This is a genomic window from Streptomyces kronopolitis, from assembly GCF_014646275.1.
Taxonomy (GTDB): Bacteria; Actinomycetota; Actinomycetes; order Streptomycetales; family Streptomycetaceae; genus Streptomyces; species Streptomyces kronopolitis.
The window spans coordinates 113,910-127,734 of sequence record NZ_BMND01000022.1; the positions used below are offsets into that span (position 1 = coordinate 113,910).

13 protein-coding genes and 2 tRNA genes are annotated in these 13,825 nt (G+C 73.0%); 3 read left to right on the plus strand and 12 right to left on the minus strand.

The features are described 5' to 3' along the window. Positions 1-50: 50 nt before the first annotated feature. From rpmG to IEY78_RS22830, 3 genes are all read right to left on the minus strand, one after another. Positions 51-215 carry a 50S ribosomal protein L33 gene (gene rpmG, locus IEY78_RS22820; RefSeq protein WP_006604855.1) on the minus strand — a complete coding sequence of 55 codons (165 nt, stop codon included), beginning with the start codon at positions 213-215 and terminating at the stop codon, positions 51-53. Between the two features lie 89 nt (positions 216-304). After that, positions 305-377, minus strand: a tRNA-Met gene (locus IEY78_RS22825). A gap of 46 nt (positions 378-423) precedes the next feature. After that, positions 424-496: transfer RNA gene (locus tag IEY78_RS22830), tRNA-Thr, on the minus strand. A gap of 182 nt (positions 497-678) precedes the next feature. Between IEY78_RS22830 and IEY78_RS22835 the strand changes: the two genes are divergently transcribed. The 3 genes from IEY78_RS22835 (at position 679) to IEY78_RS22845 (ending at position 3,607) form a co-directional block, all read left to right on the plus strand. Continuing rightward, complete coding sequence (locus IEY78_RS22835; RefSeq protein ID WP_189101135.1) at positions 679-1,941, plus strand: amidohydrolase family protein; 1,263 nt, start codon at positions 679-681, stop codon at positions 1,939-1,941. 89 nt (positions 1,942-2,030) lie between these two features. Next, entirely contained in the window at positions 2,031-2,693 is a 663-nt protein-coding gene (locus IEY78_RS22840; protein WP_189101137.1) for an SDR family oxidoreductase, read from the plus strand. A gap of 425 nt (positions 2,694-3,118) precedes the next feature. Continuing rightward, positions 3,119-3,607 carry a YajQ family cyclic di-GMP-binding protein gene (locus IEY78_RS22845; RefSeq protein ID WP_018090929.1) on the plus strand — a complete coding sequence of 163 codons (489 nt, stop codon included), beginning with the start codon at positions 3,119-3,121 and terminating at the stop codon, positions 3,605-3,607. A gap of 108 nt (positions 3,608-3,715) precedes the next feature. Here IEY78_RS22845 and IEY78_RS22850 read toward each other — a convergent pair whose 3' ends face one another. From IEY78_RS22850 to IEY78_RS22890, 9 genes are all read right to left on the minus strand, one after another. Beyond that, the gene (locus IEY78_RS22850; RefSeq protein ID WP_189101139.1) at positions 3,716-4,108 is read right to left on the minus strand and encodes a YccF domain-containing protein; all 393 of its coding nucleotides are present in this window, start codon (positions 4,106-4,108) and stop codon (positions 3,716-3,718) included. Between the two features lie 132 nt (positions 4,109-4,240). Next, entirely contained in the window at positions 4,241-5,104 is an 864-nt protein-coding gene (gene htpX / locus IEY78_RS22855) for a zinc metalloprotease HtpX (protein ID WP_189101141.1), read from the minus strand. A 238-nt stretch (positions 5,105-5,342) separates the two neighbouring features. After that, positions 5,343-6,875: an NADH-quinone oxidoreductase subunit N gene (locus IEY78_RS22860; RefSeq protein ID WP_189101143.1), complete on the minus strand. Its 1,533-nt coding sequence runs from the start codon at positions 6,873-6,875 to the stop codon at positions 5,343-5,345. Further along, positions 6,875-8,608: a complex I subunit 4 family protein gene (locus IEY78_RS22865; protein ID WP_189101164.1), complete on the minus strand. Its 1,734-nt coding sequence runs from the start codon at positions 8,606-8,608 to the stop codon at positions 6,875-6,877. Before IEY78_RS22865 ends, IEY78_RS22860 begins: the two co-directional genes overlap by 1 nt. A gap of 116 nt (positions 8,609-8,724) precedes the next feature. After that, positions 8,725-10,722, minus strand: a complete 1,998-nt coding sequence (locus IEY78_RS22870) for an NADH-quinone oxidoreductase subunit 5 family protein (RefSeq protein ID WP_189101145.1) — start codon at positions 10,720-10,722, stop codon at positions 8,725-8,727. Then, entirely contained in the window at positions 10,719-11,081 is a 363-nt protein-coding gene (gene nuoK / locus IEY78_RS22875; RefSeq protein ID WP_189101146.1) for an NADH-quinone oxidoreductase subunit NuoK, read from the minus strand. Before nuoK ends, IEY78_RS22870 begins: the two co-directional genes overlap by 4 nt. Further along, the gene (locus tag IEY78_RS22880) at positions 11,081-11,689 is read right to left on the minus strand and encodes an NADH-quinone oxidoreductase subunit J family protein (protein WP_189101148.1); all 609 of its coding nucleotides are present in this window, start codon (positions 11,687-11,689) and stop codon (positions 11,081-11,083) included. Before IEY78_RS22880 ends, nuoK begins: the two co-directional genes overlap by 1 nt. Then, the gene (locus tag IEY78_RS22885; protein WP_189101150.1) at positions 11,686-12,276 is read right to left on the minus strand and encodes a NuoI/complex I 23 kDa subunit family protein; all 591 of its coding nucleotides are present in this window, start codon (positions 12,274-12,276) and stop codon (positions 11,686-11,688) included. Before IEY78_RS22885 ends, IEY78_RS22880 begins: the two co-directional genes overlap by 4 nt. Then, positions 12,273-13,241 (minus strand): complex I subunit 1/NuoH family protein, encoded by a 969-nt coding sequence (locus tag IEY78_RS22890; RefSeq protein WP_189101152.1) that lies wholly within the window; start codon positions 13,239-13,241, stop codon positions 12,273-12,275. Before IEY78_RS22890 ends, IEY78_RS22885 begins: the two co-directional genes overlap by 4 nt. Positions 13,242-13,825 lie beyond the last annotated feature (584 nt).

The following is a 13,825-nucleotide window of genomic DNA, read 5'->3' on the forward strand; positions in this document are numbered from 1 at the left end:
GCCGTGAGGCCGCCCCCACGAATGGGGACGGCCTCACGAACGAGCCTGTGTTATCGCGTCTCGCGGTGCGCGGTGTGCGAGTTGCAACGGGGGCAGTGCTTCTTCATCTCAAGACGGTCCGGGTCGTTACGCCGGTTCTTCTTGGTGATGTAGTTCCGCTCCTTGCACTCCACGCAGGCCAGCGTGATCTTCGGGCGGACGTCGGTGGCAGCCACGTGAGTGCTCCTTGGACGGACGGGTGGTCGGATTAACGCATAAAAGAGTAGCCGATCGGAGGACCGACCCCACAATCGGCTACTGTCAGTAGCGGTGACCGGACTTGAACCGGTGACACAGCGATTATGAGCCGCTTGCTCTACCGACTGAGCTACACCGCTGCGATGCGAGGGGATCCCGTCCGAAGACGGGAACCTCACACATCAGAGCCCCAATACGGAATCGAACCGTAGACCTTCTCCTTACCATGGAGACGCTCTGCCGACTGAGCTATTGGGGCGAGCGATGAAGACATTACACGGCCCGCCGCCAAACGTGAAATCCGTATCCGGGCCGTGCCCCAAGTGCCCCGGGCACCACACCGGTACGACTATTTCGCGCCTGCGCACCGCTCTCCCGGCGGCGTCCTAGGCTCGGAAGAACGCTGCGTGATCTTGCACGCCGGTGCTTTCGAGGAGCGCGATGTCCGACAGCAGTTCGCCGCAGCCCCAGCCGGGAAAGCCCGGCGGCGCCGGCCGGTACGCCAGGCCGGAGAGCGGTGCGCTGGTGCTGTGCGGTGCCCGGCTCGCCGACGGCCGGACGGTGGACGTGCGGCTCGGCGGCAGTCGCATCGAGGCCGTCGGGACGGCCGGCAGCCTCGCCCCGCAGGGGGCCCGCGTCGACCTCGCCGGCTACCTCCTCCTCCCCGCCCCCGTCGAGCCCCACGCGCACTGCGACACCGCGCTGACGGCGGACTGCGACGGCCCCGCGTCCGGCTCCCCCGAGGACGTCCAGCGGCGGACCACCGAGGCCGCGCTGCTCCAGCTGGGGCACGGCGCCACCGCCTCGCGCAGCCACGTCAGGATCGGCGACGTCCAGGGCCTGCGCTCGCTGGAGGCGGTGCTGCAGGCCCGCAGGTCGCTGCGCGGACTGGCCGATCTGGCGGCGGTGGCGGTGCCGCGGGTGCTGACCGGAGCGGCCGGCGCGGACGGGCTGGCGATGCTGCGGGACGCGGTGAAGATGGGCGCCTCGGTCATCGGCGGCTGCCCCGACCTCGACCCCGATCCCGCCGGGTACGTCGAGACGGTCCTGGAGCTGGCGGGCGAGCACGGCTGCCCGGTGGACCTGCACACCGACGGCGACGATCCGGCGCGGCTGGCGCGGATCGCGGCGATGGCGGGCGGGCTGCGGCCGGGGGTGGCGCTCGGGCCGTGTGCGGGCATGGCGCGGATGCCGCGGAGCGTGGCGGCGCGGGTCGCCGAGCAGTTGGCGGCCGCCGGGGTCGCCGTCGTGTGCCTGCCGCAGGGCGACTGCACGGGTCTGGAGCGCTACGGCTCGCGGGTGTCGCGGCCGGCGCCGGTGCGGGTGCTGCGGGCGGCCGGGGTGCGGGTGGCGGCGGGCAGCGGGGCGCTGCGGGACGTGGCGAACCCGGTGGGGCGGGGCGATCCCCTGGAGGCCGCGTATCTCCTGGCGTCCCTGGGCGAGGCCACGCCCGAGGCGGCCTACGAGACGGTGAGTTCGGCGGCGCGGGCGACGATGGGCCTGCCGGAGGTGCGGGTCGAGGCGGGCTTCCCCGCGGAGCTGCTGGCGGTGCGCGGGGAGCGGATCGCCGGGGTGCTCTCGCTGGCGTACAGCCGGATCGTGATCCACCGCGGGCGGGTGGTCGCCCGCACCAGCGCGGTGCGGGAGTACTGCGACTCGGCGGCGGAGGTGGCGCTGGAGCTGCCGCGGCAGTCGCAGCGCTGAGCCGGGCGCTGCGCCGCGGGGGCGGGAAGGCGGCGGCCGCCCGGCCGGTCCCGCACCGCGCGGCGGCCGTTCGGCGTACGGTCGGGATCATGCGCATTGTCATCGCAGGTGGACATGGTCAGATCGCGCTGCGGCTGGAGCGGTTGCTCGCCAAGCGCGGGGACGAGGTCGCGGGCATCATCCGCCGGCCGGAACAGGCCGGCGACCTGCTGGCCGCGGGAGCCGAACCGGTGGTCTGCGACCTGGAGTCGGCGTCGGTGGAGGATGTCGCCCGGCACATGGAGGGGGTCGACGCGGCCGTCTTCGCGGCGGGCGCGGGCCCGGGCAGCGGCGTCGGGCGCAAGGACACCGTGGACCGGGGCGCCGCGGCGCTCTTCGCGGACGCGGCCGAGGCGGCGGGCGTACGGCGCTTCCTGGTCGTCTCCTCGATGGGCGCGGACCGCGAGCCGCCGGAGGGCACCGATCCGGTCTTCGCGGCGTATCTGCGGGCGAAGGGCGCCGCGGACGCGGACGTACGGGCCCGCGCCGGGCTGGACTGGACGATCCTGCGGCCCGGCCGGCTGACGGACGCCCCCGGGACGGACCGGGTGCGGCTCGCCGAGTCGACCGGCCGCGACGAGGTGTCCCGGGACGACGTAGCCGCCGTCCTGGCGGCCCTGCTCGACGAACCGGGCACGGTCGGGCGGACGCTGGAGCTGATCGGCGGCGAGGTCCCCGTGACGGACGCGGTGCGGGCGGCGGCCGGGGGCTGAGGAGCGGCGCCCGCCGGGTAACGGCCACCGCGCGGCGGGCCGGGAGGACTCCCCGCGTCCGCCGTGCGGGGATGCCGTGCGGCGGCGGGGTGTTACCGGTCGAGGAGTTCGACGCCCGGCGCGGTCGACGCACAGCGCAAAGGGCCCCTGGCTTGTGCGGACACAAGCCAGGGGCCCTTTGTACTTCCCTGTGGCGGCGCCAGGATTCGAACCTGGGAAGGCTGAGCCACACCGCCTGGGTTTGCTGCCGGGAGATCTCCGCCGGGGCGGTGCTCCGTGGCAACGACGTAAACCATACCCGATGACCGGGGGTGGTCCGCCACTCGATTCGGGAGCGCTGGATCTTGGTCGGGTGGCTAGGCTTGGCAGGCGGTCCGGGTCGGGCCGCAGCCCTGACGGATCTACGTACGAGGAGCCAACTCAACATGGCCGACTCCAGTTTCGACATCGTCTCGAAGGTAGAGCGGCAGGAGGTCGACAACGCGCTCAACCAGGCCGCCAAGGAGATCTCGCAGCGCTACGACTTCAAGGGCGTGGGCGCGTCGATCGAGTGGTCGGGCGAGAAGATCGAGATGCGGGCCAACGCCGAGGAGCGGGTGAAGGCCGTACTCGACATCTTCCAGTCCAAGCTGGTCAAGCGCGGGATCTCGCTGAAGGCGCTGGACGCCGGGGAGCCGCAGGCCTCGGGCAAGGAGTACAAGATCTTCGCCTCGATCGAGGAGGGGATCTCGCAGGACAACGCGAAGAAGGTCGCCAAGATCATCCGCGATGAGGGCCCGAAGGGCGTCAAGGCGCAGGTGCAGGGCGACGAACTGCGGGTCAGCTCGAAGAGCCGGGACGACCTGCAGGCGGTGCAGCAGCTGCTCAAGGGCAAGGACCTGGACTTCGCCCTGCAGTTCGTGAACTACCGCTAGGGGCCCGGCCTCCGGGTGCCACCGAGAGCCACAGGATGGGGCGGCGCGCTTCGGCGTGCCGCCCCACCTGTGTGCCGGGGCCCGTGTGCCGGGACCCCGCGGGCGCGGTCAGCGCGGCGCGAAGGGCTCGTCCGTCAGGACGATGTCGCGGCCCAGCGGCATGAGGGAGATCGGGATCATCTTGAAGTTCGCGATGCCGAACGGGATGCCGATGATCGTCACGCACAGGGCGATACCGGTGACGATGTGTCCCAGGGCCAGCCACCAGCCCGCGAAGATGATCCAGATGACATTGCCGATCGCCGAGCCGACGCCGGAGTCGTGGCGCTGGACGGTCGTCCGGCCGAAGGGCCACAGGGCGTAGCCGGCGATCCGGAAGGACGCGATGCCGAACGGGATGGTGATGATCAGGATGCAGCAGACGATGCCCGCGACGACATAGCCGATCGCCAGCCAGAAGCCGCTGAGGACCAGCCAGAGGACGTTGAGGATGAGCTTCATGATCAGCAGCCTTCCGAGGGCACGGTGGAGAGTGTGTCTGCCGTGCTAGACGCGCTGAGCCGGGTGAATCGTTGCATTCATCATGCGACGGCTCGGGGGTGACGGCCACCGCGCCCTGCGCCGGCCGGGCCCTCAGAGCTGCGGGCCCGCCTGCTGTTCGAGGCGGGCGATGCGCTCGCGCATCGGGGGGTGCGTGGAGAACAGCCGGGACAGACCCTCGCCCGCACGGAACGGGTTGGCGATCATCATGTGGCCGGCGGTCTCCAGGCGGGGTTCGGGCGGCAGCGGCAGCTGCTGGGTGCCGGCCTCCAGCTTGCGCAGGGCGGAGGCCAGGGCCAGCGGGTCGCCGGTGAGCCGGGCGCCCGAGGCGTCGGCCTCGTACTCGCGGGAGCGGCTGACGGCGAGCTGGATGAGGGAGGCCGCGACCGGGCCGAGGATCATGATCAGCAGCATGCCGACGAGGCCGGGGCCCTCGTCGTCGTCGGAGCGGCCCAGCGGGATCAGCCAGGCGAAGTTGACGAGGAACATCACGACCGAGGCCAGTGCGCCCGCGACGGAGGAGATGAGGATGTCGCGGTTGTAGACATGGCTCAGCTCATGGCCGATGACGCCGCGCAGCTCGCGCTCGTCGAGGAGCTGGAGGATGCCGTCGGTGCAGCAGACCGCGGCGTTGCGGGGGTTGCGGCCGGTGGCGAAGGCGTTGGGCGCCTGGGTCGGGGAGAGGTACAGGCGCGGCATCGGCTGGCGGGCGGTGGTGGAGAGCTCGCGGACCATGCGGTACAGCTGCGGGGCCTCGAACTCGCTGACGGGGCGGGCGCGCATGGCCCGCAGCGCCAGCTTGTCGCTGTTCCAGTACGCGTAGGCGTTGGTGCCCAGGGCGACGAGAACGGCGACGATCAGCCCCGTACGGCCGAAGAAGCCACCGATGACGATCAGGAGGGCGGACAGCCCTCCGAGGAGTACGGCGGTCCTGAGCCCGTTGTGCCGGCGGTGCACGGTGCGCCCTCCAAGCGGTCCGGCAGGGGAACCCTGTGCTGCGTTGCTCCACGCTCCGGTGGATCCTTACTCACTGGTCAACGCGGGATGAACGGGCCTGGTTCCCCGGTGTGCGCACGGCGGGCCGGGGCGGGCGCCCGGACGCGCCCCGTGGGGCGGGGCCCCGTGGGCGCGGGCGGGCGGCCGTGCGGGCGTCAGGAGGGGCGGGAGCGCGGGGTGCGGCGGGCCGGCCGTCGGCTCAGAGCAGCGCGCCGGAGGCGAAGCGCAGCACGAGCTGCGGGGCGCCGGAGAGGGCGATGCCGAGGACGGCGGCGAGCGCGATGGCGGTGGCGAGCGGGGCCGGGACCGCGGCGCGGTGCGGGGCCTGCGCGGACCCCTCTTCCGGCGCGCTCTCCTCGGCTCCCCGGAAGAGGACCGTGGTCCACTGCAAGTAGTAGTAGAGCGCGATCACGACGTTGACCGCCATGACGACCGCGAGCCAGGCCAGGCCCGCGTCGACGGCCGCGGAGAAGACCGTGACCTTGGCGAACAGGCCGATGATGCCCGGCGGCAGGCCGGCCAGGCACAGCAGGAAGAAGCCGAGGGCGAGCGCCACCAGGGGCCGCCGGTGGTACAGGCCCCGGTAGTCGGTGATCCGGTTGGCGGGGCGGGTGCGGGCCACCACGGCGGCGACCGCGAAGGCGCCGAGGTTCACGGCCGCGTACATCAGGGCGTAGGCGACGGTGGAGCCGATGGCGTGCGCCGGGTCGTGGACGTAGCCGGCCGCCGCGATCGGGACCAGGAGGTAGCCGGCCTGGCCGACCGAGGACCAGGCGAGCAGCCGGACAGCACTGTGGGCGCGCCGGGGGTCCTGGCGCAGGGCCGCGACATTGCCGACGGTCATGGTCAGCGCGGCGAGGACGGCCAGCGCCGGGCCCCAGACGCCGGAGTAGGAGGGGAAGCCCTCGACCGTGACGAGGATCAGGCCGGAGAAGCCGACGGCCTTGCCCACCACGGAGAGGTAGCCGGCGATCGGGAGCGGGGCGCCGACGTAGGTGTCCGGCACCCAGAAGTGGAAGGGGGCGGCGGCGGTCTTGAAGGCGAAGCCGACCAGGGTGAGGGCGACGCCGGCGCTCGCCAGGGTGGCCAGCCGCGGGTCGGGCAGGGCGGTGAGGGCGTGCGCCACCCGGGAGAGGTGCAGGCTGCCGGTGGCCGCGTACAGGAAGCTGACGCCGAGCAGCATCACGGCGGTGGCGGCCACCGAGGACAGGAAGAACTTGAGCGCGGCCTCGGAGGAGAGGCGGTCCCCGCGGCGCAGGCCGACCAGCGCGAAGGCGGGCAGCGAGGCGACCTCCAGAGCGATGACGAGGGTGGCCAGGTCCCGGGAGGCGGGCAGCAGGGCGGCGCCGGCCGCCGAGGACAGCAGGAGGAACCAGTACTCGCCCGCGGGCAGCTCCCCGTCCTTGACGGACTCCAGGGACAGCAGCGCGGTCAGCAGCGCCCCGGCGAGCACCAGGAACTGGATGACCAGGGTGAACGAGTCGGCCACATAGCTGCAGACCGCGGGGTGGCCGGGCAGGCAGAAGGTGCGGCTCCGGCCGCCCAGGAGCGGCAGCAGTGAGAGCGCGGCGAGCACCAGACCCGCCGTCGCGAGCAGGCCCAGCAGCGGCTTGCGGGCCGCGGGGAGGAAGAGGTCGGCGACCAGCACCACGAGGGCGAAGACCGCGGTGAGGGTGGGCGGCGCGAGGGCGATCCAGTCGACGGACTGGACCAGCGTGGGGACCGAGCTCATCACTTACCGCCTCCGAGGAGCTGCTGGACGGCCGGGTCGGTGAGGCCGAGGAGGGCCGCGGGCCACAGTCCGGCGAGGACGGTGAGGGCGGCCAGGGGGCTCCAGGCCGCGTATTCGTAGCGCGCGAGGTCGGGGAGGTCGGGGAGGGCGGGGGACGGAGCGGGCGTGCCGTTCGGGGCCGCTCCGCTCGTGCCGGACGCGCCGCCGGTCCCGCCGGCCGGGTCGTCGCCGCTCGTGCCTGCCGAGTGAGTGGCGCCGTGCACGGCGGCCCCGGCCAGGTCGACGGTGCCGCCCATGCAGACGCGGCGGACGACGAGCAGCAGATAGGCGGCGGTCAGCAGGGTGCCGAGGCCGGCCATCACCATGAACGTCAGGAAGGCGGGGCGGCTGAGGCCGGCGGCCGGCCGGAAGGCGCCGAACATCGCGAGCATCTCGCCCCAGAAACCGGCCAGTCCGGGGATGCCCAGGGAGGCGACGGCCCCGAAGGCGAGCAGTCCGCCGAAGCGGGGGGCCCGGGCGTAGAGGGCGGCGCCGGACGGCGCGGGCAGCAGCGCGGCGGCGCCGGACGCCGCGGGCCGGATGCCGGCGGAGCGGGCGAGGGTGTCGAGGTCGGTGCTGCCCGTGCGGTCCTTGAGCGCGCCGACCAGGAAGAAGAGCAGGCCGGTGATCAGGCCGTGCGCGATGTTGGCGAACAGCGCGCCGTTCACGCCGGTGGGCGTCATGGTGGCGATGCCGAGCAGCACGAAGCCCATGTGGCCGACGGAGCTGTAGGCGATCAGGCGCTTGAGGTCGCCGCCCGCGCCCTTGCGCACGAGGGCCAGGCAGGCGAGCGAGCCGTAGATGATGCCGACGGCGGCCAGCGCGGCGAGGTACGGCGCGAAGGTGTGCATGCCCTCGGGCGTGATGGGCAGCGCGATCCGCACGAAGCCGTAGGTGCCCATCTTCAGCAGCACGCCGGCCAGCAGCACCGAGCCGACGGTGGGGGCGGCGGTGTGCGCGTCGGGCAGCCAGCTGTGCAGCGGCCACATCGGGGACTTGACGGCCAGTCCGATGCCGATCGCGAGCACCGCCAGCAGCTGAACCGTGTGGCTGAGCTGGGCTTTCGGGCCGTTGTCAGTGGCCAGTGCCACCATGTCGAAGGTGCCGGATTTCACGCCGATGAGAAGGAGGCCGAGCAGCATCACGACGGAGCCGAGCAGCGTGTAGAGGATGAACTTCCAGGCCGCCGCCTGCCGCCTCGCACCGCCCCAGCGGGCGATGAGGAAGTACATCGGGATGAGGACCATCTCGAAGGCGAGGAAGAACAGCATCAGGTCGAGGACGGCGAAGGTGGCGAGGGTGCCGGCCTCGAGCGTGAGCAGCAGGGCCACGAATGCCTTGGGGGACGGGCCCGCCGGCAGGTGGAAGTAGGAGTAGAGCGCGCAGAGGAAGGTCAGCAGCGCGGTCAGGACGACGAGGGGGAGCGAGATGCCGTCGACGCCGAGGTGGATGCGGATGTCGAGCGCCGGGATCCAGCTGAGGTCGGTGGTGGCCTGCATACGGGCCGGCCGCGCGTGGTCGAAGCCCACGGCCAGGGCGATGGCCGCGGCGAGCACGGCGCCGGTGACGGTCACGCCGTGGCGCAGTACGGCCTGGTCGGGGTTCTTGCCCCGGAGGCCGGGCGGCGCCGGGAGCAGTGCGGCGAGCGCGCCGACGAGGGGGAGGACGACGATGCCCGCGAGGAGAAGCTGCATGGCGGTGTGATTCACGGGTCAGGCCCTCCTCAAGGGGGGTTCGGCTCCGGCGGGGCAGGCCACGAGGGCTCTCTTCCGGGGGTGCGGGGGTCGGCCCCCGGGGGATGGCTGCACGCTCAGGCTCCCGTGCCCGTGGCGACGAGGACGGCGGCGACGGCCAGCAGGAGCGAGCCCGCGAGCAGCGCGCCGAGGTAGGTCTGCACGTTTCCGGTCTGGGCCCGTCGGACGGCGGCCCCCAGCAGGCGCGGTGCGGCGCCCGCGGCGCGGACGTAGGTGTCGACGACCGCGCCGTCCAGGAAGCGGACGAGGGTGGCCGCGGCGCGGACGGGCCGCACGAAGAGCGCCGTGTAGAGGGCGTCGAGGTGGAAGCCGACGGCCGCGTGCGGCTGGAGCGGGCCGAGGAGGAGGCGACCGGGGTCGGCCGGGTCCGCGGCGCCGGCGTTGTCGCCGTAGACCGGGGCGTGGGTGGCGATGGCCGTCTCCTCGGCGGCCTCGGGGCCGGCGTCCGGGTCGGCCACGACCGCACCGATGGGGGTGCGGGCGGCCAGGGCGGAGGTGTGGCGCCAGGCGGCGTAGGTGACCAGGCCGCCGACGAGGGCGACGCCGGTGCCCAGGACGGAGGTGGTCAGGGTCGGGGCGAGCGAGCGTCCGTCGAACCACCGCGGCAGCAGCGGGGCGGCCAGGCCCAGCGCAGCGGTGGGCAGGAAGAGCACCCACAGCACGGCGTTCATCACGACCGGCTGGCGGCCGTGGTCGGGAGCTTCGGCGCCCTTGCCGCGGAAGACCCGCAGCCACAGGCGCATCGCGTAGGCCGCGGTGAGGAGGGCGGTGAGGAGTCCGGAGACCAGGACGGTCCAGCCGGCCGCGCCGGGAATGCCGTGCGCGGCGCCGGTGGCGGCGTGCTCGGCGGCGCCCAGGACGGCTTCCTTGGAGAAGAAGCCGGCGAACGGCGGGATCGCGGCGAGCGCGAGCAGGGCGACCGTCATCGTCCAGTAGGCGTCCGGAATGCGCCGGGCCAGGCCGCTCATCCGGGACATGGCGGCCAGCGAGTTGGTGCCCGCGGCGTGGATGATCACGCCGGCGCCGAGGAAGAGGAGGGCCTTGAAGGCACCGTGCGAGATGAGGTGGAAGACGGCGGCGCCGCGGTCGCCGACGGCCAGCGCGCCGAGCATGTAGCCGAGCTGGCCGACCGTCGAGTAGGCCAGGACCCGCTTGATGTCGTCCTGGGCCAGCGCGGCCAGACCGGAGCCGACCATGGTGATCGCGGCCATGACGGCGAGCACCACCAGCGCCGCCGCGGAGGCGGCGAAGACGGGGAGGAGGCGGGCCACGACATAGACACCGGCCGCCACCATCGTCGCGGCGTGGATCAGCGCGGAGACCGGCGTGGGGCCGGCCATCGCGTCCGGGAGCCAGGTGTGCAGCGGGAACTGCGCCGACTTGCCCGCGACCCCGGCCAGCAGCAGCAGCGCGACCAGCGTCGGGTGGTGCAGCCCGCCGTCGGCGACGGAGCCGAGGATGCCGGTGATGCGGAAGGTTCCGGCGTCGGTGGCCAGCGCGAAGATGCCGAAGAGGAAGGGGACGTCGCCGAGCTTGGTGACGAGGAAGGCCTTGAGGGACGCGGCCCGGGCGGCCTCGGTCTCCCAGTAGTGGCCGACGAGGAAGTAGGAGCAGATGCCCATGACTTCCCAGCCGACCAGCAGCACCATCAGGTCGCCGGTGTAGACGACCAGCAGCATCGCGGAGGTGAAGAGGGAGACCAGCGCGGCGTAGGAGGCGTAGCGCGGGTCGTGGCGCAGATAGCCGGTGGAGTAGAGCTGCACGCAGGTCGCCACGGTGCCGACCAGGACGGCGATCAGCACCGCGAAGCCGTCGAGGTGCAGGGACAGGTCGATGGGGATCGAGCCGGTCGGGGTGAGTTCGGTGGCCACGTCGGTGGCCGGGCCGGTGCCCTGCCCGACGGCGACGACCACCGTCAGCACGGCGGCGGCCAGGGTCGGCAGCACCGCCAGCGGCCGCACGAACCCGGGGGCCCGGCGGCCCAGCAGAAGGCCGGCGACGGCCCCGAGGAAGGGCAGGAGAGGAACGAGGACGGCAGTGGTCGTGAGCGTCACGCGGCGGCCTCCGCCGTGGTGTCCGGCTGCGGTTCCCCGTCCGCGGCGTCCGTCGTCTCGGCGAGGTCACGGAGCCGGTCGATGTCGGAGCTGCCGCGGTTGCGGTAGACGAGCAGCACGATCGCCAGCCCGATGCCGATCTCGGCGGCGGCGATGGCGATGGTGAAGAGGGTGAGCGCCTGGCCGGCGTGCAGGGTGTCGCGCAGCCAGACGTCGAAGGCGACGAGGTTGAGGTTGACGGCGTTGAGCATCAGCTCGACGGACATCAGCACCAGGATCGCGTTGCGGCGGGCGAGGACGCCGTACAGCCCGGTGCAGAAGAGGAGGACGGCGAGGACGGCCGGGTAGGCGAGATGCATCAGCGCTGCTCCTCCCGGGGAGCGGGGGCGGGGGCGGCACCGTTGTCGAGGGCGGCCGCCGCGGCCCTGCCCTCGCCGGTCCTGCGGGACAGCACGATCGCGCCGACGAGCGCGGCCAGCAGCAGCACGGACAGCGCCTCGAAGGGCAGCACCCAGTACTGGAAGAGGCTGCGCCCGATGACCTCGGTGGAGCCCTGGACGGCGCGGTCCAGATCGATCCAGGTGGCGCGGAAGGCGTCCACGACGACCCAGACCAGCGCCGCCGCCGCGGCGAGGGCCACCGTCAGCGCGGCCCAGCGGTTGCCCGAATCGGCGTCCGGGGAGCGGCCGATGGGCGCCTTGGTGAGCATCAGCCCGAAGAGCAGGAGGACGACGACCGAGCCGACGTAGATCAGCACCTGCACCCACGCGATGAACTCGGCCGTCAGCAGCAGGTATTCCACAGCGATCCCGCCGAGGGCGACGACCAGCCACAGGGCGGCGTGGACCAGCTGCCGGGTGGTGACGGTCAGCAGGGCCGCACCGAGGGTGGCGATCCCGACGAGGACGAAGGCGATCTCGACGCCGCTGGGCGAGAGGAATCCGTGGCCGGTGGCGGCGAGCGTCACGTTGCCTCCCCCGGGTTCTCGGTCCCGTCCGGCCGCGGTGCGTTCCGCGCCTCGGCCTCCGCCGCCTGCTGCGCGGCGAGCTTGTCCGCCGTCTTGCGAGCGGCGGTGAGTTCCTTGGGTTCCTCGGCCGCCGGGTCGAGCGCCGGCGGTTCGGGCACCGTCCACATCCACTCGCGCAGCTTGTCGCGCTCGTGGGTCAGCTCGCGGATGTCCGTCTCGGCGTACTCGAACTCCGGTGACCAGAAGAGCGCGTCGAAGGGGCAGACCTCGATGCAGATCCCGCAGTACATGCACAGCGCGAAGTCGATGGCGAAGCGGTCCAGCACATTGCGGCTGCGCTCGCGGCCTCCGGGGGCGGCCGGCGGCACCGTCTCCTTGTGGGAGTCGATGTAGATGCACCAGTCGGGGCACTCGCGGGCGCACAGCATGCAGACCGTGCAGTTCTCCTCGAACAGCCCGATGACGCCGCGGGTGCGGGGCGCGAGGTCGGGCTGGACGTCCGGGTACTGCGCGGTGACCGATCGTTTCGTCATCGTCCGCAAGGTGACGGCCAGCCCCTTGGCGAGGCCGGAACCGGGGAAGCTCATGACGAGATCACCACCTTGACGACGCCGGTGAGGGCGATCTGGGCGAGCGAGAGCGGGATGAGGACGGTCCAGGCGAGCTTTTGCAGCTGGTCCTCGCGCAGCCGGGGGTAGGTCACCCGCAGCCAGATGACGCCGAAGGCGAGGATCACGGTCTTCACCAGCGTCCACAGCCAGCCCAGGCCGTCGGCGCCGAACGGGCCGTGCCAGCCGCCGAGGAAGAGGACGGCGGTCAGGGCGGAGAGGACGACGATGCCCGCGTACTCGGCGAGGAGGAAGAGCGCGAAGCGCAGTCCGGTGTACTCGGTGTAGGCACCGAAGATGATCTCCGAGTCGGCGACCGGCATGTCGAACGGCGGCCGTTGCAGCTCGGCCAGCCCCGCGACGAAGAAGACGATCCCGCCGACGATCTGCCAGGGCACCCACCACCAGTGGAAGGCCTCCAGGATGCCGGGCAGGGAGAGGGTGCCGGCCGCCATCGCCACCGAGGCCGCGGCGAGCAGCATCGGCAGCTCGTAGGCGAGCAGCTGGGCGGCCGTGCGCAACCCGCCGAGCAGCGAGAACTTGTTGGCCGAGGCCCAGCCCGCCATCAGCGAGCCGAGCACGCCGACGCCCATGACGGCGAGCACGAAGAAGATCCCGGCGTCCAGGTCCTGTCCCACGGCGTTGTGCGGGCCGATCGGGACGGCGACCAGGACGAGGAGGTAGGGCAGCAGGGCGACGGCGGGCGCGAGCTGGAAGATCCGCCGGTCGGCGCCGGCCGGGACGATGTCCTCCTTCTGCGCGAACTTCACGCCGTCGGCGACCAGTTGCGCCCAGCCGTGGAACCCGCCCGCGTACATGGGGCCGAGGCGGCCCTGCATATGGGCCATGACCTTGTGCTCGGTCTGCCCGATGACCAGCGGGAACACCAGGAAGACGACGAAGACGGCGAGGAGGCGCAGCGCGATGTCGAGCGCGTCGCTCATGGGGTGTCGCCTCCTTCCGGTTCCTGGGACTCGTCCGCCGCGGGGCCGGGCGGCTCGGGCGGTTCACCCGCCGGCCCGGGCGGCGGCGTCGGCTCCGGTGCCTGCTTCGGCTCCGGTGCCTGTTCCTGCGCCTGCTCCGGTTTCCGCGTCGGTTTCCGTGTCGGCGCGGGCTCCGTCGCGTCGGATTCCCGGGGCTCGCCCGGCTCCCCCGACTCGTCGAAGGCCGGGCGGGCGTGGTGCCACGGTGCGTCGGAGGAGCCCGCGGGCGCCGCCTTCGGGGCAGCCGCCGGGGGCGTCCCCGTGGTCTCAGCGGTCTCAGGGGTCGCAGCGGTCTCAGAGGCCTCAGCGGTCTTCGGGGTCGGCTCCGCGGCCGGGGCCGCCTCCGCCGCCTGCTGCTGACTGGCCGAACCGGCGCTCGCCGACCGCGTACGGCGGGCCGGGCGCTCCGGACGTGCGGTACCGGGCGCGGTGTCCGGGGCTGCCGGTGCCTCCGGCGTCCCCGCGGCCCCGCCGTCCGCCTGCTGACCGGCCGAGCCCGCGCCGGCGGTCCGGGTCCGCCGGGCCGGGCGCTCGCCCGCCGCGCC